General features: G+C 60.8%; 18 protein-coding genes. 11 read left to right on the forward strand and 7 right to left on the reverse strand.

The genetic code is table 11. The features are described 5' to 3' along the window. Positions 1 to 19: 19 nt before the first annotated feature. Complete coding sequence (locus ACZ1HH_RS14715) at positions 20 to 979, reverse strand: L-threonylcarbamoyladenylate synthase (RefSeq protein WP_472635169.1); 960 nt, start codon at positions 977 to 979, stop codon at positions 20 to 22. Between the two features lie 207 nt (positions 980 to 1,186). Between ACZ1HH_RS14715 and ACZ1HH_RS14720 the strand changes: the two genes are divergently transcribed. The 3 genes from ACZ1HH_RS14720 to ACZ1HH_RS14730 are packed head-to-tail and all read left to right on the forward strand — an operon-like array spanning position 1,187 to position 4,450. After that, the gene (locus tag ACZ1HH_RS14720) at positions 1,187 to 2,899 is read left to right on the forward strand and encodes an acyl-CoA dehydrogenase (RefSeq protein ID WP_472635170.1); all 1,713 of its coding nucleotides are present in this window, start codon (positions 1,187 to 1,189) and stop codon (positions 2,897 to 2,899) included. Continuing rightward, positions 2,899 to 3,942: an MBL fold metallo-hydrolase gene (locus tag ACZ1HH_RS14725; protein ID WP_416370071.1), complete on the forward strand. Its 1,044-nt coding sequence runs from the start codon at positions 2,899 to 2,901 to the stop codon at positions 3,940 to 3,942. Before ACZ1HH_RS14720 ends, ACZ1HH_RS14725 begins: the two co-directional genes overlap by 1 nt. Positions 3,943 to 3,988: 46 nt before the next feature. Then, positions 3,989 to 4,450, forward strand: coding sequence for a DUF6173 family protein (locus ACZ1HH_RS14730; RefSeq protein WP_011536677.1), 462 nt, complete (start codon positions 3,989 to 3,991; stop codon positions 4,448 to 4,450). A gap of 389 nt (positions 4,451 to 4,839) precedes the next feature. Here ACZ1HH_RS14730 and ACZ1HH_RS14735 read toward each other — a convergent pair whose 3' ends face one another. Beyond that, the gene (locus ACZ1HH_RS14735) at positions 4,840 to 5,226 is read right to left on the reverse strand and encodes a RidA family protein (RefSeq protein ID WP_416370073.1); all 387 of its coding nucleotides are present in this window, start codon (positions 5,224 to 5,226) and stop codon (positions 4,840 to 4,842) included. Between the two features lie 127 nt (positions 5,227 to 5,353). Here ACZ1HH_RS14735 and ACZ1HH_RS14740 point away from each other — a divergent pair, with 127 nt between their 5' ends. The 7 genes from ACZ1HH_RS14740 (at position 5,354) to ACZ1HH_RS14770 (ending at position 12,737) form a co-directional block, all read left to right on the forward strand. Further along, the gene (locus ACZ1HH_RS14740) at positions 5,354 to 6,049 is read left to right on the forward strand and encodes a glutamine amidotransferase-related protein (RefSeq protein WP_487320487.1); all 696 of its coding nucleotides are present in this window, start codon (positions 5,354 to 5,356) and stop codon (positions 6,047 to 6,049) included. Next, positions 6,046 to 6,837, forward strand: coding sequence for a creatininase family protein (locus ACZ1HH_RS14745; protein ID WP_472635172.1), 792 nt, complete (start codon positions 6,046 to 6,048; stop codon positions 6,835 to 6,837). The genes ACZ1HH_RS14740 and ACZ1HH_RS14745 overlap by 4 nt, the downstream gene beginning before the upstream one ends. Then, positions 6,834 to 8,105 carry an amidohydrolase family protein gene (locus ACZ1HH_RS14750; protein ID WP_472635173.1) on the forward strand — a complete coding sequence of 424 codons (1,272 nt, stop codon included), beginning with the start codon at positions 6,834 to 6,836 and terminating at the stop codon, positions 8,103 to 8,105. Before ACZ1HH_RS14745 ends, ACZ1HH_RS14750 begins: the two co-directional genes overlap by 4 nt. Next, positions 8,102 to 9,511, forward strand: coding sequence for an FAD-binding oxidoreductase (locus ACZ1HH_RS14755; protein ID WP_472635174.1), 1,410 nt, complete (start codon positions 8,102 to 8,104; stop codon positions 9,509 to 9,511). Before ACZ1HH_RS14750 ends, ACZ1HH_RS14755 begins: the two co-directional genes overlap by 4 nt. Positions 9,512 to 9,522: 11 nt before the next feature. After that, positions 9,523 to 10,407 (forward strand): TauD/TfdA dioxygenase family protein, encoded by an 885-nt coding sequence (locus tag ACZ1HH_RS14760; protein ID WP_472635175.1) that lies wholly within the window; start codon positions 9,523 to 9,525, stop codon positions 10,405 to 10,407. Positions 10,408 to 10,502: 95 nt separating this feature from the next. Next, positions 10,503 to 12,167, forward strand: coding sequence for an ABC transporter substrate-binding protein (locus tag ACZ1HH_RS14765; RefSeq protein ID WP_011536669.1), 1,665 nt, complete (start codon positions 10,503 to 10,505; stop codon positions 12,165 to 12,167). A gap of 60 nt (positions 12,168 to 12,227) precedes the next feature. Then, a complete protein-coding gene (locus ACZ1HH_RS14770; RefSeq protein ID WP_011536668.1) occupies positions 12,228 to 12,737 on the forward strand; it encodes a DUF2165 domain-containing protein in 510 nt (169 codons plus the stop codon). A gap of 61 nt (positions 12,738 to 12,798) precedes the next feature. On the opposite strand, the gene ACZ1HH_RS14775 is transcribed toward ACZ1HH_RS14770, so the two are convergent. The 5 genes from ACZ1HH_RS14775 to ACZ1HH_RS14795 all read right to left on the reverse strand — a co-directional run bounded on the left by ACZ1HH_RS14775 (position 12,799) and on the right by ACZ1HH_RS14795 (position 16,897). Next, positions 12,799 to 13,707, reverse strand: coding sequence for a hypothetical protein (locus ACZ1HH_RS14775; protein ID WP_044026426.1), 909 nt, complete (start codon positions 13,705 to 13,707; stop codon positions 12,799 to 12,801). A gap of 76 nt (positions 13,708 to 13,783) precedes the next feature. Continuing rightward, positions 13,784 to 14,602 (reverse strand): hypothetical protein, encoded by an 819-nt coding sequence (locus ACZ1HH_RS14780; protein WP_011536666.1) that lies wholly within the window; start codon positions 14,600 to 14,602, stop codon positions 13,784 to 13,786. A gap of 11 nt (positions 14,603 to 14,613) precedes the next feature. Then, a complete protein-coding gene (locus ACZ1HH_RS14785) occupies positions 14,614 to 15,081 on the reverse strand; it encodes a hypothetical protein (RefSeq protein WP_472635179.1) in 468 nt (155 codons plus the stop codon). 30 nt (positions 15,082 to 15,111) lie between these two features. Beyond that, entirely contained in the window at positions 15,112 to 16,293 is a 1,182-nt protein-coding gene (locus ACZ1HH_RS14790; RefSeq protein ID WP_472635180.1) for a TMEM43 family protein, read from the reverse strand. A 34-nt stretch (positions 16,294 to 16,327) separates the two neighbouring features. Further along, entirely contained in the window at positions 16,328 to 16,897 is a 570-nt protein-coding gene (locus ACZ1HH_RS14795) for a hypothetical protein (RefSeq protein ID WP_472635181.1), read from the reverse strand. 650 nt (positions 16,898 to 17,547) lie between these two features. Between ACZ1HH_RS14795 and ACZ1HH_RS14800 the strand changes: the two genes are divergently transcribed. After that, positions 17,548 to 18,474, forward strand: a complete 927-nt coding sequence (locus tag ACZ1HH_RS14800) for a carbohydrate kinase family protein (protein WP_472635182.1) — start codon at positions 17,548 to 17,550, stop codon at positions 18,472 to 18,474. Positions 18,475 to 18,510 lie beyond the last annotated feature (36 nt).

The raw sequence follows: 18,510 nt of genomic DNA on the forward strand, positions 1-18,510 counted from the left end.
ATTGCGCGGTTTCAGCCATTCAACTGTCGCGCGGGGCCGCGGCGCGGCGCAGGCGGTCGTTGATGGCAATGCCAAGCCCACGCTCCGGAACGGGCGCGACCGCGATTGGTCGACCCAAAGCATCCAGGTGATGCAGATGCCCAAAGAGGTTGGCCGCCGCCTCGTTGAGATCCCCACTGGGCGAGAGGTTCAGGTCGAAGTCTCCGGGTCCAAATCCAAGCGAGACCTCATCCGGGGAAAAATCCTGCGCCTCAAGCCGGACGGAGGCATTGGGCGCGTAATGCGACATGAGCTGTCCCGGTGCGGTCAAGGGATCTGCCTCCGCGCGCGTCATTAGCGTGCAGCCGAGGGCGTGCTCGATGTCTTCAGCAGCCAACCCGCCCGGGCGCAGGAGGATCGGCGCGGCTCCGGCCAGTCCAAGGATGGTGGACTCCACACCGACCCCGCAGGGACCATCGTCCAAGATTGCGGCGATTTTACCCCCCAGTCCCGCGCGCACATGATCGGCGGTCGTCGGGCTGATCCGACCCGAAGGATTGGCAGAGGGGGCGGCCACCGGGCGTCCTACAGCTGCCAGCAACTCGCGTGCGCAAGCCTTGGCCGGTACCCTAACCGCGAGCGTATCAAGCCCAGCCGTCACCAAGGGTGAAACATTGTGATCCGGTCGCAGCGGCAGCACCAGCGTCAACGGGCCGGGCCAGAAGGCCGTGGCCATCGCTTCGGCCCAGTCGTTCCACTGCACAAGCCTGCGTGCGGCGCGGACATCTGCCACATGGGCAATGAGCGGGTTGAAAGAGGGACGCCCCTTGGTGGCATAGATCGCGGCGACTGCCACCCCATTGGTGGCATCTGCCCCAAGGCCGTAAACGGTCTCGGTCGGAAAGGCCACGAGCTGACCAGCGGTGAGCAACTCGGCCGCGCGGGCGATGGCTTCGGGTGCTGCGGGCAGCGCTTCGGTCTCAGATGAGGCTTGGGTCATGGCGGGTGACATCTCGGGGCAAAAACAGGCTTGGCCGTTCCGTCACATCCGTGATGACGCCGCGTTTTGATTGCGTTGCCCTCGGGGCTGTTTACGAAATCGACCAAGGCACAGTAGATAACGGCTCATGCCCGGGAAGCCAAGCGTCTCCGGGGCAAGGCAAGAGTCTGCGCCCAGCCGTCCGCCAGTTGAAGAGAGGTCCACTCCATGAGCTATCGCGCCCCCGTCTCCGAGTATCAGTTTCTGCTGCAGCAGATCCTTGGCTATGACCAGATCACCGCGACCGAGCGTTTTGCCGAGGCCGACGACGATCTGATGACCGCGATCCTCACGGAGGCGAGCAAGATGAGCGATGAGGTCATGGCGCCCCTGCAGCGTGGTGGCGATCTGGAGCCCGCCCGTCTGGAGAACGGCGTGGTGCGGACCTCTCCGGGATATGGCGACGGTTACAAGGCGATTGCAGAAGGCGGCTGGATCGGCATGAGCGCAGATCCCGAGTTTGGTGGCATGGGGTTGCCGATGTCACTCACCACTGCGGTCAACGAGATGATGTCGGGCGCCTGCCTCAGCCTGCAGCTCGCCCCGCTGATGAGCCAAGGCCAGATCGAGGCGCTGGAGCATCACGCCTCTGACGCGCTCAAAGAACTCTATCTGCCCAAGCTCATCGCTGGCGAATGGGCCGGGACCATGAACCTCACCGAGCCGCAGGCGGGATCGGACGTTGGCGCCTTGTCTTCAAAGGCCGAAGACAACGGTGACGGCACTTATGCGGTCTCCGGTCAGAAGATCTATATCTCCTGGGGCGATAATGATTTTACCGAGAATGTCTGCCATCTGGTGCTGGCGCGCCTTCCTGATGGGGTGCCGGGCACCAAGGGGATCTCGCTGTTTCTTGTGCCCAAATACCTGCCGGATGAAAATGGCAACCCGGGCAAGGCCAACAGCCTCAAGGTGGTGAGCCTCGAGCATAAGATGGGCCTGCACGGCTCGCCAACCTGCGTGATGCAATACGATGGCGCAACCGGCTGGCTTGTCGGCAAGGAGCATGGCGGCATGGCGGCGATGTTCACGATGATGAACAACGCCCGTCTGGGTGTGGGCGGTCAGGGTGTCGGTGTGGCCGAAGGGGCCTATCAGCATGCACTGGCCTATGCACTTGATCGCAAACAGGGCAAGACCCCGGTCGAGGGCGGCACGGGCACCATCGTGGACCACGCCGATGTGCGTCGGATGCTGATGGAGATGAAGGCCGATGTCTACGCGGCGCGCGCCATCATGCTGGCCTGTGCGGGTGCCATCGATATGGGGACTGCCACAGGCGACGCCGAGTGGAAGACCCGGGCGGCCTTTTTGACGCCCATTGCCAAGGCCTTTGGCACCGAGACCGGCATCCGGGTTGCTGAACAGGGCGTTCAGGTCCACGGCGGCATGGGCTTCATCGAGGAAACCGGCGCGGCGCAGTTCTACCGAGATGTGCGCGTGACTGCGATCTACGAGGGCACCAACGGTATTCAGGCCATGGACCTTGTGGCGCGCAAGATGATGGACGGTGGCGAGATGGCGCATCGCCTGATCGACGAAATCGAAGAGCAGGCCGAACGCGCCCGCCCGACCCATCCGAACATGGCCGAAGCCGTCTGGCAGGCCTGCGAAACTCTGCGTGAAGCAACCGAATGGCTGGTGGAGGCGGATATGCAGGACCGCTTTGCCGGGGCGGTGCCGTATCTGATGGCCTTTGCCCGTGTACTGGGGGGGCACTATCATCTGGCGGCCGCACTCGCCGACAAGGGTGGCGCGCGTGAAAAACTGGCCCGTTTCTACATCAAGCGGATGCTGCCGCAGCATGCGGCCTATCTGATCCACGCCCGCGAAGGCGCGGCGGGGGCCTTTGCGCTCACAGCAGAAGAGCTGGCAAGCTGATGGTGTCGGTGGCGGACGTCGCGCCCCGCACCCCCTGGGAGGAGCCGCCCGCAATGGGCGAGGCGATCGAGGTCGCTGAGGGTGTCCTCTGGATGCGCCTGCCGCTGCCGATGAAACTTGACCACGTCAATGTCTATGCCTTTGACGAGGGTGACAGCTGGACCGTGGTCGATACGGGCATGTCCTCGAACAAGACTCGCCGTATCTGGGAGCAGCTGATGGCGGGTCCGCTAGGTGGTAAACCGGTGCGCCGTGTCGTCGTCACCCACCATCATCCGGACCACATCGGCAACGCGGGTTGGTTTCAGTCCGAGCATGGCGCAGAACTCGTGACCACCCGCACCGCGTGGCTTTTTGCGCGCATGCTGACGCTGGATGTGCAGGAAAGCTGGCCCGAGGAGACGCTGGCCTACTATCGCAGTGCGGGCATGGACCCTGAGGTCTATGACACCCGTAAGGCCGACCGCCCCTTCAATTTTGCGGATACGGTCTATCCGATGCCTTTGGGATTCACCCGCGTGCAACAGGGCGATGTGTTTCGCATGGGCGGGCGCGACTGGGACATCCACATGGGCAACGGTCATGCGCCGGAACACGCAACCCTCTGGAGTCGTGACGACAATCTGGTTCTGACGGGGGATCAGGTTCTGTCTTCGATCAGCCCAAACATCGGCGTTTACGCCACCGAACCCGAGGCCGACCCGCTGGCGGAATGGCTGGAGGCCTGCGAACGGCTGGCGGCGCTCGCGCGGCCCGAGCATCTGGCGCTTGGAGGGCATAAGCTGCCCTTTACCCGCTTGCCTCTCAGGATGCGGCAGTTGATCGACAACCATCACGGTGCGCTCGAGCGGCTGATGGAGTTCCTCGAGACGCCCAAAAGCGCAGCAGAGTGTTTTCCAACGCTTTTCAAGCGCACGATTGGTCCCGGCGAGTATGGCCTCGCGCTTGTCGAAGCGGTGGCCCATGTGAACCATCTCTATCGCACCGGGCAGGTGACGCGAACACGGCGCAGTGATGAGGCTTGGGTTTACCAGCGCCGCTAGGCCTGCCACCTTGGATGCCACATGGACGATCCAAGGATTTTAAGAAATGGATGACAAGATCTCCACCAGCGCAGAACTGGCAGAAGCGGCTGCGCTCCCCTGCCACCGGGAGGTACATACCAACCCTGATGCGCCCGAAGCGCTGAAGGATGTGCCCGAGGAGATGCAAAAAGTGCCCGCGCCCGAGCAGAAAAGCCCGGCGCGGTGGGCCTATGAACGGCTGATCCTCTATATTCAGAATTTTGAAAAGACCCTCGATGGCGAGCATGAGGTTGCCATGGGGTTTGCGGGCGGTGATGCGGGCGTGTTGCGCATCGAGGGGATGGGGTATTTTGATCCCGACATTGTCACGTTCTACGGCAGCGACGAACGCGGCGGCAAAACGCAATTGGTTCAGCATGTTAGCCAGCTAAATGTGATCTTGCGCGCAATGTCGAAACCAAAGCCGGAAGAACCCGCAAAGCGGATCGGTTTTCGGTTGGTGGCAGAGCTTGAAGAGCACGCCTGAGCACGCCTGAGCACAGCCTGAACATTGACCTGACGCCCTTTGAGATGGTTGGAGGTTTTGCGATTTACACAGCAAATCGCCCCGCGCGGTTGCGGCGCCTCTGGCGCCGCAACCACCTGGCCAATGCTTTGGTAAGAGGCTTTGCCTCTTTCATGGAGGCTCCCGCCCCTCCGTTTACATTCGCTCCGTTCACTTTGGGACAGGCACCCGCGATGGGATGGGCAGCCCCGATTTAAGATCCAGCTGCCACAAGTTTGCGGAGATTTCTGGTGATAAAGACCTGCGCGCCGAGCTGGAGCGGACGGATTTGGTGCATGTGTCGCGCGTGGGAGGTCAGAAATCGGATATAAGGCGTGCTGCGCAAGACTGGTCTTTCATCGCCACCAAAGCTAGATGGCGGCCATGACTTCAACTTCGACTTTGAACTCTTCGCGGGTGAAACCAGAGACAATCAGCAGAGTTGAGCTTGGCACACGCCCCGTTCCTGCGAGGAATTCGTCACGCGCACGCATGTAGCCTGCCATGTGTTCGCGGCTCGTCACATAGGCCGAGATATGGGCGATGTCTGAGGGCGCCATATCGCCCTCTCGCAGGATTTCGCGGATGTTTTCAAAGCAGATCAAAGCCTGCTCATAGCTGCTTTCGGGGATCGAATCATCGGCTCGGATACCAAGCTGGCCGGAGGTCACAACGACCCGCTTGTGCGCCGGAATCTCTGTACCATGCGCATAGGCTGCAAACGGCGGGCGGATCGAAACTGGGTTTAACGCTTTCATTTCCGGCTCTTTTTTCTGACCAATATATAGGCTTGCAAGAGGGAGAGGACTTTGCAAGCCTAAAGGCACTCTCTGGCACAGTTCACTATCAGGGCCACGCAAATCCAATTCTCTGAAGGAGGAGAATATGGCACAGCGTGTGCTTTTGATACGTCATGGCGATGAGCCTGAAGATGATCGCGTTGCCACCTGGCTGGCGGCAAATGGCTATGAGGCCGTGACGCGCAAGCCCTTTGCCGGGGACAGCCTTGAGGATATCGGAGAGGTCGCCGCGTCAATCGTCTATGGCGGATTGTTCGACGTTTTTGAAACGGGGAAATATCCATTTCTGCGCGATGAAGACCGCTGGATCGCACAGTGCCTCGAACGGGATGTGCCGCTCCTTGGGATTTGTCAGGGATGCCAGCAGATCGCACGCCATCTTGGTGCTTGGGCTGGCGCACCGGAGCGGGAATTCTTTGAATTTGGCTATTATCCCATTCTGCCCACAGAGGCGGCGGGCGCCTTTCTCGATGCGCCCTTGACCGTTGCGCAGGCGCATTATCACACGTTTGATCTGCCGCATGGTGCGGTGCGGCTCGCCGGAAATGAGGCCTACCCGAACCAGGCGTTTCGCTATGGCGACAAGGTCTATGGGTTTCAGTTTCATGCCGAAGTGACCCCCGCAGGATTTCGCCGCTGGCAGTCCAGCAAGGTGAATGTCTACGGGCGTCCTGGCGTGCAGGATATTCAGACGCAAAACCGATTGATGGCGGCACATGACGCAGCCCAGGCGCAATGGTTCAACGGGTTTCTCGACAGATTTCTGGGGCAGGCGGCATGAGCATTCAGGGATATTGGGCGGAGCTGAAAACGACGGAATTTCAGACGCTGTCACAGGATTGCATCGCGGTGCTGCCGCTTGGGGCCACCGAGCAGCACGGGCCGCATTTGCCGCTCTCGGTCGATACGGATTTGGTGCATGAGACCGCCGCGCGGATGCTCGCACACCTCGACCCCGCGCAATCGGTGCTGGTCTTGCCAGCCCTCGCCATCACCAAAAGCAATGAACATAACCGGTTCTCCGGGACGCTGAGTCTTTCGCCCGAGACGCTTTTGGCGGTGCTGCGCGAGATCGGGGCCTCGGTAGCGCGCGCTGGGATTGAGCGTCTGGTGCTGTTCAACGGTCACAGAGGCAATACCGCGATATTACAGGTGGCCGCGCGGGAGCTTCGCATCAGCCATGATCTGATCGTGGTGGTGTGTTCCTGGTCCGGCTTTGCCGAGACAGACGGGCTTTTTGATCCGGCGGCCTATGCGGTTGATCTGCATGCCGGGGACAGCGAGACCTCGGCCATGTTGGCGAGCCATCCGGGTCTGGTGGATATGTCCAGAGCCAAGACCTTTGGCACCGCTATGGAAGTCTGGGCCGGAGAATTCCGTTTTATCGGACTGACCGGAGAGCCCGCCACCCCCGGCTGGATTGCTGACGACCTCAACCCCGATGGTGTCTGCGGGGATGCCGCCGCCGCCACGGCGGAAAAGGGTGAGGCGATGTTGGCGTCCGCGGGACGTAATTTTGCGCGCTTTCTGGCGGAGTTTGCCCGTTTTGATCACAGGAGAGCGCCATGAGCCATGCTCCTGGGGCGCAATCCCGCCTGTCTGCCTCCCGTTTGACCGAGGCCCGTCTGCCCGGCGTCGCCGTTCCCGCCGCTCTCGTTGCCGCCGCCGACCGCTTTGGGGGTCAGCCGCAGGGGGAGCACCTGGTGGGCGACCTTGTGCTGCGAAACGGGCGTGCTGAGCGGCTCGAGGCCGCGACAGTGCCGCCCCGGAGATTGGTGCTGCCAAAACTCACAGAGCCGCATGTGCATCTCGACAAGTGCCACACGATCTACCGAATGGACGGGGTCGGCGGCGGTCTGGAAGATGCGATTTCGGCGCAGGCCCTGGACCGGGAAACCTGGACTGCTGATGACATTCGCGCGCGGGCGGGGCGGGGACTGGGAGAGCTCCTGGCCGCGGGCTGTTCTGCTGTGCGTTCCCATGTGGATTGGGGCAGCGGGCGCGACCCAGCGCAGGCCCCACTGGCCTGGGATATCCTGAGGGAGCTGGCCCAAGACGCCTCGGATGCGGTGATCGTGCAGCGTGCGGCGCTGACAGGAGCCGACAGGATGGCCGACATCGGCTATGCGCGGGCTTGCGCTGCGCGCGTGGCCCAGAGCGGCGGCGTGCTTGGATCCTTTGTGCTGAACCAGCCGGGTCGCAAAGAGGGCATCGCCAATATCTTTCGCGTTGCAGAGGATATGGGGCTGGCTCTTGATTTTCACGTCGACGAAGGCCTCGCGCCGGGGCTCGACGGCTTGGAGATGATCGCCGACGCCGCTCTCGCCACCCGGTTCGGCGGACCGGTTCTCTGCGGTCATGCCTGCAGCCTGATGAACCGCTCCGATAAGGACGTGCGGCGAATTGCCGAAAAGCTCGCCCGCGCTGAAATCTCCGTGGTCGCGCTTCCGACCACCAATCTGTACTTGCAGGGGCGCAACAACGGCACGCCGGACCGCCGGGGGCTGACGCGGATTCACGAGCTTGCTGCAGCAGGCGTAAACGTGGTGCTCGGCGCGGACAATGTGCGCGATGCCTTCTGCCCGCTCGGCAGTCACGACCCGCTGGCGACGCTTTCGCTGGCGGTGCTTGCCGGGCATCTCGATCCGCCTTTTGGCGACCATCTACCCATGATCACCACCGGCGCACGCCGCGCGCTTGGCCTTGCCCCCGTGACCGTCGACGGGGCTGCAATCGGGGATCTGCAGCTGTTCGACGCGCTTTCGGTCACGGACATTTTGGGCAGCCGATCTGCGCCGCGTCCCCTGACCGACGATTTGCCAGGAGCCTCCGTATGACCGATACGCCGACTGACCACCCCTCCTTCGATTGGGCCAATTTTGCCGCCAGCCTTTCGCCGGTCGAGGTGATTGAAGAACCTGTCCTGATCAAGAAACGCTCGCGGGATTTCTTTTGGTACAGCCCGGTTCTGAACGCCCAGCTGAAAAAGTGCTTTGGCGATCTGGTGGCGGTGCCCCACACGAAGGATGAGATGCGCCATTGTCTGCAGCGCGCCTATGAGGCCGATGTGCCTGTGACATTGCGTGGCGGCGGCACCGGGAACTACGGGCAGGCGGTGCCACTGCAAGGAGGGTTGATCCTCGAAACCACCAAGATGAACCGCATTCTGGAGATTGGTGACGGCTATGTGCGCGCTGAAGCGGGGGCCTTGATGGCGGATGTCAATGCGGCGCTGATCGCGCAAGGCTGGGAAATGGCGATGTTCCCATCGACACAGGACATTGCCACCATTGGCGGGTTTGTGGCCGGCGGCTCTGCCGGGATCGGGTCGATCGCAAATGGCGCCCTGCGTGAAAAAGGAAACATCATGCAGCTCAAGGCGTTTTCGCTTGAGGCAGAGCCGCAAGAGCATGTCTTTGACGCTGAAGACGCCCTGCAGCTGCACCATGCCTGGGGATTAAACGGGGTCATCACCGAAGTGACGCTGCGCACTGTGCCGCATCGCCACTGGATTGGGTGCATGGCCACCTTCGACAGCTATGAAGCGTGCTATGCTGCTGGCTATGCGCTTGCTACCTCAACGCAGATTGGCCGCAAGCTGGCCAGTACGGTCGAAGCCCGCATTGTCGCCTATTTCCCGCGCCTCAAGGATCATTTGCGTGAAGGCAAACACCTGCTGGTGTCACTGGTTCCCGCCGAGGACATGGAGGCCCTGCGGGCACTGATAAAGGCGCAGGGCGGCCATCTGGATCTGGCGATGAGTGATGCCGAGCGGCAGGCGGCAAAGCTGCCGCATGTTTTTGAATTCGCCTACAACCACACCACGCTGCAGGTCCTGAAGGCCGATCGCTCGGCCACCTATCAGCAAATCGGGGTCCCGGATCCTGCGGATGCGCGAGCGGTTGCGGCCGTGGGTGCGGCCTTGGGCAATGATGTCTGGCAGCACCATGAGTTCGCGCGGGTGGATGGCAAGATTGTCGCCTTTGACCTGCCGATCATCTGGTTCACCGATGAGGCACGGCTGCGCGAGATCGACAAGACCTATGAGGCGCACGGCCACAGCGTCGCCGATGCGCATACCTATTTCGTCGAGGGGGGCGGGCTGAAGAATGCCGATTATCGCCACCTGGCGTGGAAGAAACGCATGGACCCCAAGGGACTGCTGAATCCTGGCAAGTCACGGGCCTGGGAGGAGGTAAAACACCTCCCCGCTGAGGAAATCGAAGCAAAGGCAAAGGGCTGAGGAGACCCAGAATGACGACTATTGAATCAAAACCGCTGACACCGTGCTTTGGGGTCGAAGTGAGCGGAATGACGCTTTCGGAGGTCAGCAAAGGGCATGATTTCGCTCGGCTGCGAGACCTGTTTGAAGAGCATTCCGCGCTCTTGTTTCGCGCGCAGGAGATCAGCAACGAGGAGCACATGGCGCTGGCGCAGCTCTTTGGCCCGATCGAGGATCGCAAGGCTGACGAGCGCAAACCGGGTGAGGCGTTTGAAGTGCCCGAAGTGTCGAACGTACAAAGGGACGGCACCACCTCCGGCGAAATGGATCTTCATACTCTGAACCTCAAATCCAACTTTCTTTGGCATTCGGACAGCACGTTTCTGCCCACGCCTGCGCTGACCAACATCCTGATCGGTCGCGTTGTCACCACAGAGGGCGGCGCAACCGAACTTGCCAGCACCCGAGCGGCCTGGGCGGCGATGCCAGAAGAGCTGAAATCGAGGATCCGCGGACGCGGCATCTGGCACAGATACAGCCATTCGCGTCGCAAGATCTCGCCGGAGCTGGCCAAACTGCCGATGTTCAACAAATGGCCCGACCAGCATTGGAGCGCGGTCTGGCCCAATCCGGTGAACGGGCGCGAAGGGCTCTATATCGCCAGCCATGCCTTCAAGGTTGACGGCTATGACGAAGCCGAAAGCCAGGAATTGCTCGATGAGTTGATGGCGTTCTGCACACAGCCAGAATTCACCTATGCGCATCAATGGAATGTCGGGGACGTGCTGATCTGGGACCAGCGCGCAGTGCTGCATCGTGGGACGCCTTGGCCCTACGAGCAGCCACGCACCCTGTCGAGCATCTGCGTTTCAGTGACCGAAGCAGACGGGATCGGCTCCATCCGCATGCCCGCCTGAATCACGCTAGGCCGGGCGGTTGCCCGGCCTGCACATAACTCGGCCGTACAAACAAAGCGGCAGCCAGCCTCACGGCGCAACAGAGAGGGAAACCTATGACTCATTTCACCAGAACAGGACAACCGTTGCCGGCCTCGCTGACACGTCAGGCACCCGAGATGGCTGCTGATCCCGTCAGCCGCCGAGAGTTCCTGGCGACGGCCTGCTCTTTTGGCGCCACCGCCGCCACGGCCTATGCGATGATGGGTCTGAACGCCCCGGCACAGGCTGCGGCCAATGCCCAGATGGGGGGCACCGTGCGCATCCAGCAGCAACTTGTGGCCATGCGTGACCCTCGAAAGTTTGACTTCAATTCGCTTGCCACCTTTACGCGCGGATGGCTGGAATACCTTGTCCAATACAACTCTGATGGCAGCTTCACCCCGATCCTGCTGGACAGCTGGGAAATCAGCGAGGACGCCACCGAATATTCGCTCAATGTGCGCAAAGGTGTCACCTGGAACAACGGCGAGCCTTTCACTGCCGATGATGTGGCCAACAATATTGCCCGGTTCTGTGATGGCACCGTCGAAGGCAACGCCATGGCGGGCAAAATGCAGGTGATGATTGATCCCGAAACCAATCAAATACTGCCGGGTGTGGTCGAAGTCACTGACAGCCACTCGCTGAAGCTAAAGCTGCCGAAACCGGACATTTCGCTGATCGCGAGCTTTGCCGACTATCCCGCTGCCGTTGTGCATCCGTCGTTTGAGGAATTCTCGATGCTGGATAACCCGATCGGAACCGGGCCCTACCTGCCCGAGTTCTACAGTGTCGGTGACAGTGCGGCGCTTGTGCGCAATCCCGATCACACATGGTGGAACGCGGGCAATGGCGGCTATATGGACCGGGTCGAGTTCATCGATTTCGGCGCGGACCCTGCGGCCTTTTTTGCGGGGGCGGACGCGGATGAATACGACGTCAATTACGACACCGAAGGCGACTATATGGACGCCTATGACTCGCTTGATGGCTGGACCAAGCATGAGGTGACAACCGCCGCCACGGTACTTGCGCGTTGCAACCAACTGGCCGAGGTGAATGGCAAAGCTGTCTATGCCGATGCCCGCGTCCGCCGTGCGCTTGCGATGGCCGTGGACAACGAAGTGGTGCTGGAAATCGCCTATGGCGGGCAGGGCCGTGCAGCGGAAAACCACCATGTGTCTCCCGTGCATCCCGATTATGCCGACATCGGTGCCCCTGTGCGCGATCCTGAGGTGGCAATGCAATTGCTGGAGGATGCCGGCATGTCGGACTTCGAGCACGAGCTGGTCTCGCTCGATGCGGCGTTCTGGAAGGCCACGGGCGACGCCATTGCCGCGCAGCTGCGTGACGCTGGAATCAAGGTCAAACGCACGGTGTTTCCGACCTCTACCTTCTGGAACAACTGGGCGAAATACCCGTTCTCGGTGACGAACTGGAACCACCGCCCCCTCGGCATTCAGACACTCGCCTTGGCCTATCGCAGTGGTCAGGGATGGAACGAGTCCGGTTTTGCCAATGCGGAGTTTGACGCGCTGGTCGAAGAGGCGCTGGCAACTGCCGATCCAGAGGCGCGCAGCAAAATCATGGCCAAGCTTGAACAGATCATGATCGATGAAGGTGTCATCATCCAACCCTATTGGCGTTCGCTCTACAACCATTCCAAGAGCAATCTGAAGGGCGCTGAAATCCACATCTCCAACGAGCTTTATCCGCAGTACATGTATTGGGAAGCTTGATTTTTCAATGGTTTGCCCGCCGCTGACCCCGGCGGGCGAACAGCAACGGAGAGCCGAGCATTGCTGGACACCATATTATTGGCCGCGCAGGCCTTCAGCCTGGCCTTTATGGCTGGGTGGCTGACGATTGGCGCGATGGAAAATTTGCTGCATCCTTTCTTGAACGAAACCTACACCGCGGAGGTCATGGATATGGCCCGCATGCGCGAGGACTATCCGGAGGCCTATCATTTTGTCGCCTATCGGCGGGTCACCAGCCCAGGGCTGCGTCGCGCGCTCTTTCGATGCATCGTTGTCTGGGAGTTTGCGGCGACGTTTGCGCTCTGGATCGGGGTAGGGGGGCTGGGTCTGGCCGCTGCGGGATCTCTGGCACCAGACGTGGCAGTTGCAATCGCGCTGGTGGCGACCATGATGTTTATCGCAACCTGGTGTGGGTTCTTGATCGCGGGAAATTGGTTCTGCTATTGGTTCGGACATGAAGGCGGGCAGAACACCCATTTCCAGATGACCCTGTGGGGCATGCTCAATGCCGTATTGCTTGTCGCTGGCGCGGCTAGTCTCGGGGTATGATCGTACGCCCAGCTTGGCGCACAATCATACCCATCAGGCGGTGGGTCGAACGGGATAGGTCTCAGCCCTCAAAGCCCGCGACATTGCTCTCTTTCACCCAAGCGCTGGAACAGGTGCCCCAATAGGCCAGATTTGGCGGCCACGCCTCGGGCGTCAATGCGCAGGCTGCCATGCGCGCCTCGAAATCGAGCGCCGCCACATAGCCGCCACGTCCGTCGCCCTTCTCGGGATCACTCCAGATGAGACCGGAATAGCCGTTCTCATAGGCGCATTCAAACGCGGCCCCCAGATCTGACGGGAACACGTAGCCGAGGATCGCGGCTTTGGCGTGCGGGGCCGCGTAAAGCGCAATCTGCCCGTTCTCGGTGCCTTCGTTGCTGAGGATGCCCGCAACCTCGCGACAATCTGCGCTTCCGTAGGGGGCTGCGCCCACAATCGGCTGATGTGGTTGATAGTAGCCCGCACTTTCGGCGCTCGGACCGGTGCGCAGCATATTCACCGAGATCCCGCGTAGCGACAGTAGCGTGTCTAATTCCGCTCGTAGCGCCGGTTGCATGCAGTGCAGGCTCCGGTCAGGTGCAGTGCCGCGGCCAAAGAAATCAAGCCAGATCTCGGCCTCAGATGTTTCGCGCGAGTCGATCGGTGTTTTCAGGCTCAAAACCGCGCGGCCCCCGTCATGCACAAAGCTGAACTCGTGTATGTCCCATGGAACCCCCCCGGTTCCTAGTGTCATGCCAAAGGGGATGTCTTGGGCGAGGCGTGTGATCGGGGCGTTTGAGACTGAAGGGCTGAGATGCAGGCTGAGGACGGGCGTGCCCATCTCGGGGTGCTGGCTTGCGCAGACTTTGATCTCTTCTGCCTCTTCAGTGAGGCAGAGCACCTGCGTTGCAAGGATGTCGTCGCAAAAGGCCTGTGCAATGCCCGCAGAGCAGAGCCATCCAAGCACGAATGTTGCGAGGCATGATTTCATGATGCGTTTCCTCTCAAATGTCGGTGGGCGCGCCGACTGGCGCACGGTCAATAATGGCAGGATTGTTCGTGTCATGTTATTGAACCCGCTCCAGCAGGGCTGCATCGACCCATCCCGTCGCGCAGGGACCGGCATAGGGCTGCCCGAGGCGCTCCGGGCGCAGGGTGCAGTCGCTCATTCCATTGGTTGGCAAGGCAACCGCGACGAAATCGCCGACGCGGTCCAAGAGGTCGACCGTCTCGCCCGGTTGTAGCATCCACCAGACCGGCGTTGCGGCCGAGGGGCGCGCGGCCGCATAAACGGGTACACCCTCACGGCCCCCCTTGGTGGAGAGGACGCGCGCGCGTCCCGCAGTTTCAACGCGGGGGATGATAGCATCCTTGGAAAAGAACGCCCCAATTGGGCCACGCATTTCTTGTGCGGGCCAGAGTGCGTCGGTATCGGCGTAAATCGTGGCCGGCGCACAGAGCGTTTGATCGACTTCCGCGCGCCAATGCGGTGACTGTAGCCACATGGAATACTCGCCCGTATCTGCGATGGTTTCGTTTGCATCATCCCAAGGCAGCTGCGCATGCAAGGTCACAGGCTCTGCAAGATCAGTGCTCCAGAACCCGATCTCCAGTTGGACCTGATCCTCTTCGGACCAGAGAAACCAGGTCGTGTTGGCATCTGCGATCAGAGGCGTGTCGTAATACATCTCGCCGGTCGACAAGGCATGCCGGGTCAGGCTGTAGCTTTGATCCTTGGCGCAGACGGTGATTTGCTCGCGCAGCTCGGCGGCCTCTGTTGCGCATTGAAAGACAACTGCGCCCTCGCAGACCGATTGCGCTGCGGCGGCGTAGCCCCAGCTGATCGCGACAAAGACGCAGGTCAGCCATTGTGAGGTTCGAGACATGTAACCAGCCTCTATTCTGCGGCTTCAATGATCTCGATGAGACCGGAGAGGTCACTTTGGACGGTGCCTGTGTCGCAGCTTAGATCCGCGATCAACGCCCCGTCGCGCAGAACATTGATCCCGCCGATCTGTGTCGCATCCGCCGCGCGTTCACTGCCCGACCAGACCTCATAGGAATAGCCGCCTCCGCCATCAAAGGTCACGGATTCACTCATGAAGGCGCCCAGTCCATTCCACGGAGCAGCCTCCAGTGTTGCCATGTCCTGAAGGATTTCTTTCTCGACCGTACCGTCGGATTTGAAGAAGCCATAGGCGACCTTTGATCCCTCTGCCCAGATAGCGTTGCACACTTCGACCCCGCGTGTGGCATCTTTGAAGGTGCAGGAGAATACTTCGGTGCCATCAAGCTCGCAAAACCGGCCAGCCTGCGCGGCGCCAGCTGTGATCAGTAGGGCAATTGAGAGGGTGAGGTGTTTCATAAGGTGTCCTGTCAAAAAGAGGTTTGAAAATCACGTGGTTCCGGGGGGATGAGGTGCATGTTTTGCGGATGAGCGCAGCCAGAGCGCGCCAACGAGACCAACAGCCAAGGCAACTGCGATCAGCGCCAGTGACAAGATCGGGCGATAATAGAACCAGGCCGTTGCCATCGTGAGACCACCAAGGCAGAACGCCGATGCAACGCTGATCAGCGAGGTGACCGACGACGAGACCCAGCCCAGAACGGGCAGAATGCTTGCAAGCACATCCACAACGCCAAAGAGCGCTTTGAAGCCTAGAAAGAGCAGAACCAGCAAGCCGATGCGCAGCATCCATGTCTTGGCCGTGTTGGCGCGCTGCGCGGTCTCAAACATCTCTTCGGCGGTTTTTATTCCTTCCGTGAGCAAGTGGATCTTGCGACCGTTCTGCGCGGTATATGGAACCAAAGCATTGCCATGTTGCAGGCCAATGACGCTGGCGCTGTCAATTCTGGCCGCTTGGTAGCGCAGGCGGATGTCCCCAAGTGCCGGGCGCGCGACGGTCTCACCAAACACCACTTGCCCGGCAACCAGCTTGGCCGGTTGAGAAAGCGGCAGAGCCTGTGCGATCTCAGCAGCCTGTGTTTCGGTCAATATCACCGGTGTCGCGCCGCCCAGATCAGAGATCTCTTCTGACACGCGGTAAGCGCCGACCGTTGCGTCTTGCTGGCGCAGGATTTTGGAACGGATCGGCATCGGAGGGTTCATGTGACCTTCGGACACTCGAAACGCGGCCCCGCTCGCGGGGGTTTCGGTCCAATCCATCCGATAGGTGTATGTGGTCGTTTTGTCCTGCCCTCCTCCGAGTTTGGTGTCGGTCCGGGTTTGCGTTTCTTCGATCCAGGCAAATTGCTCCACGATACGTTCGAGGCGCACCGTTTGCGCCGGGGCCTCCACTCCAAGCGCGGCGTCAACAAGCGCTTCTTTAAGCTTTACAGGGCCACTGATATGGACGAGACGAGCTTCGAACGTTGGGTCCAATGTTGCGCTGTCCAACGACACAACTTGCCCCGCGCCCTCGTCCAGCGCCCGCGCTGTGCGCACGGCATTGCCTTCGTTCCAGAACAGAAAATAGAGAGCAATGCCGATAAAGCTGATCCCGAGGCCGATGCCTTTGAACGCGTTCTTTAATCGGGCCGACAGGCTGACCTGCGTTGTTTCCGTAAACTGAGACATGATTCAAGCTTTTGAAAAGAATTGACAAATGGTCTTAGGCAGATTTTCGAAGCCCGAGTGTTTGCATCACTTCAGCGATGTCCGCCATGCTCAGCCCCCGGGCGATCGGTGCATTGGGTACGCCCAGCCAGTCATTGATTTCCTGCGCCGTTAGCAACGAGCGTTTGCTCGTGGTGTAGCCATGAGACAGCGGTACACGATGCCGGTGCGTTGCCGCGCGGGTGATAACACAGAGCCGATAGGTGTAGCTGGCATGCAGCCTGTTGTTGCTGCGTTCATTGCGCCTCAGGTCGACATCCGCTTGCAACACGGTGTCCAGGGGAATGGTGTCGACACGGGTGCCATGCAGCATGGTTTTGCGCAGGGTCAGGGTATTATGTGTGCGGTCGAAAACCACCTCGGTTTGGTGATAGACCAGCCACAAGGTCCCGCCCCCAACGACCACAACTGCGAGGGCTATCGCCCATCCCGCAATTGCACCCGAGATGGCAGCAGTCAGGGCGAGCCCAAGCGCGACCAGCAAGGCAAGCCCCAGAACACTGGAAATGACGCGGGTTGTCCCTTGCAGAACAAGGCAATCGGATTGGTTCAGGTCGATCTTCATCGGCGGGTGCTCAAATTTCTTGGACGTTTATGACGTTGGCTGATGGCTCCAGCGGTCTGGCTCCGGGACGGGAGCCTGAGCGGCGCGAACGAGGTGATGAACCGCGCGTTTCAGGCCCCCGACCGGGAGGCGACAGAGATCCATGAGCGAGGCCACCGGCTGCCCATAGCGAGCAGGTGGGTAGACGCCCGTTATGGGCGTTGCGCCCTCTTGGCGGGCGCCCGCGGCATGTAGACCTCATGGTGTTCCCCTCTGACACGTCACAGTCGGGGTGATAGGCCGTTGTCCATGGACGATACATATGGGGATTTCCCCATATTTTGCGATGCGCACCGGTCCCGATGGCGAGCTGGTCCAAGCACCGAATGCCGCGCGGGACGTGTCCATTTGCCCTGGGTATTCCAGCGCCCCCGTGGCGAGGTCGCACATATACACTTCGATTTTTGCGTGTGCGCCAGACAGCATATTACTATCTAAGGTATTGATATAGCAGTGATTTAAGTGGGGTTTGGTCGTGCAGATATGGTGTGTGAGATTTATTAATCAGAGAAGTTGAAAAATGTTAGCGCTTTCAGGTTCGGCGCGGTAGGATGCGCCGAATTGGCATGATCCACGGGGTGGGTCGCAGATAGGGATACGGGACGACCAGCATGATCCTTTGTTGTGGTGAAGCGCTCATTGACATGATTCCGGGAACGACCGAGACGGGGCAAGCGGCATTTGTGCCCCACACGGGTGGGGCCGTCTTCAACACGGCCATTGCGCTTGGCCGTCTTGGGCGGCGCGTGAGCCTCCTGAGCGGTGTTTCGCGGGATCTGATGGGGCGCAAGCTTGAGGCAGCGCTTCGCGAGAGCGGCGTAAGCGAGGACCACTTGATCCGCTCAGACCGCCCGACCACGCTCGCCTTTGTCGAGTTGCAGAACGGGCATGCGAAATACGCGTTCTACGACGAGAACACTGCGGGGCGCCTGATCACGGTAGCGGACCTGCCGAAGCTCGGCACTGAGGTCGAGGCCCTGTTTTTTGGCGGCATCAGCCTTGCGTGTGAGCCCTGCGCAGACACCTATGCCAGCATGCTCAAGCGATATGGGGCAGAGCATGCCGTGGTGCTCGACCCCAATATCCGCCCCGGCTTTGTCCCGGACGAGGCACGCTATCGTGCCCGCCTCAAGGAGATGCTGGCGCAGGCGGATATGGTGAAAGTCTCCGATGAGGATCTGGCCTGGATCATGCCAGAGCAGTCAGACCCGCAAGCGCAGGCAGCTGCGCTACAAGCCTGGGGCCCTGCGGTTGTACTTGTGACCCGCGGTGGTGACGGAGCCATGGGGCTGCTTCCAAACGGGGAAAGCGTCACCGTTGCAGCTGAGCGCGCGGAGGTGGTCGATACGGTTGGGGCTGGGGATACGTTTAACGCAGGCGTGATGGCGCGGCTTGACGAGTCGGGGGCCCTGAACAAGGAGGCCTTGCGCAAGCTGGATGCGTCGACCTTGGCGGAGGCCCTGCGTTGGGGCGCCAAGGTTGCGGCCGTCACGGTGTCGCGCGCGGGGGCAAACCCGCCCTGGCGCTCAGAGCTCTGATCTGGTGAGGCGGCCACCCAAGACAGGGTGGTGGCT

The organism is Epibacterium sp. HA2-3 (assembly GCF_055693725.2).

Coding starts and splice junctions, on each gene's coding strand:
- ACZ1HH_RS14750 (WP_472635173.1), top strand. CDS start 6,834: ATGAGCCATGCTCCTGGGGCGCAATCCCGCCTGTCTGCCTCCCGTTTG.
- ACZ1HH_RS14765 (WP_011536669.1), top strand. CDS start 10,503: ATGACTCATTTCACCAGAACAGGACAACCGTTGCCGGCCTCGCTGACA.
- ACZ1HH_RS14745 (WP_472635172.1), top strand. CDS start 6,046: ATGAGCATTCAGGGATATTGGGCGGAGCTGAAAACGACGGAATTTCAG.
- ACZ1HH_RS14775 (WP_044026426.1), bottom strand. CDS start 13,707: ATGAAATCATGCCTCGCAACATTCGTGCTTGGATGGCTCTGCTCTGCG.
- ACZ1HH_RS14760 (WP_472635175.1), top strand. CDS start 9,523: ATGACGACTATTGAATCAAAACCGCTGACACCGTGCTTTGGGGTCGAA.
- ACZ1HH_RS14735 (WP_416370073.1), bottom strand. CDS start 5,226: ATGAAAGCGTTAAACCCAGTTTCGATCCGCCCGCCGTTTGCAGCCTAT.
- ACZ1HH_RS14780 (WP_011536666.1), bottom strand. CDS start 14,602: ATGTCTCGAACCTCACAATGGCTGACCTGCGTCTTTGTCGCGATCAGC.
- ACZ1HH_RS14720 (WP_472635170.1), top strand. CDS start 1,187: ATGAGCTATCGCGCCCCCGTCTCCGAGTATCAGTTTCTGCTGCAGCAG.
- ACZ1HH_RS14795 (WP_472635181.1), bottom strand. CDS start 16,897: ATGAAGATCGACCTGAACCAATCCGATTGCCTTGTTCTGCAAGGGACA.
- ACZ1HH_RS14740 (WP_487320487.1), top strand. CDS start 5,354: ATGGCACAGCGTGTGCTTTTGATACGTCATGGCGATGAGCCTGAAGAT.
- ACZ1HH_RS14730 (WP_011536677.1), top strand. CDS start 3,989: ATGGATGACAAGATCTCCACCAGCGCAGAACTGGCAGAAGCGGCTGCG.
- ACZ1HH_RS14790 (WP_472635180.1), bottom strand. CDS start 16,293: ATGTCTCAGTTTACGGAAACAACGCAGGTCAGCCTGTCGGCCCGATTA.
- ACZ1HH_RS14800 (WP_472635182.1), top strand. CDS start 17,548: ATGATCCTTTGTTGTGGTGAAGCGCTCATTGACATGATTCCGGGAACG.
- ACZ1HH_RS14715 (WP_472635169.1), bottom strand. CDS start 979: ATGACCCAAGCCTCATCTGAGACCGAAGCGCTGCCCGCAGCACCCGAA.
- ACZ1HH_RS14725 (WP_416370071.1), top strand. CDS start 2,899: ATGGTGTCGGTGGCGGACGTCGCGCCCCGCACCCCCTGGGAGGAGCCG.
- ACZ1HH_RS14785 (WP_472635179.1), bottom strand. CDS start 15,081: ATGAAACACCTCACCCTCTCAATTGCCCTACTGATCACAGCTGGCGCC.
- ACZ1HH_RS14755 (WP_472635174.1), top strand. CDS start 8,102: ATGACCGATACGCCGACTGACCACCCCTCCTTCGATTGGGCCAATTTT.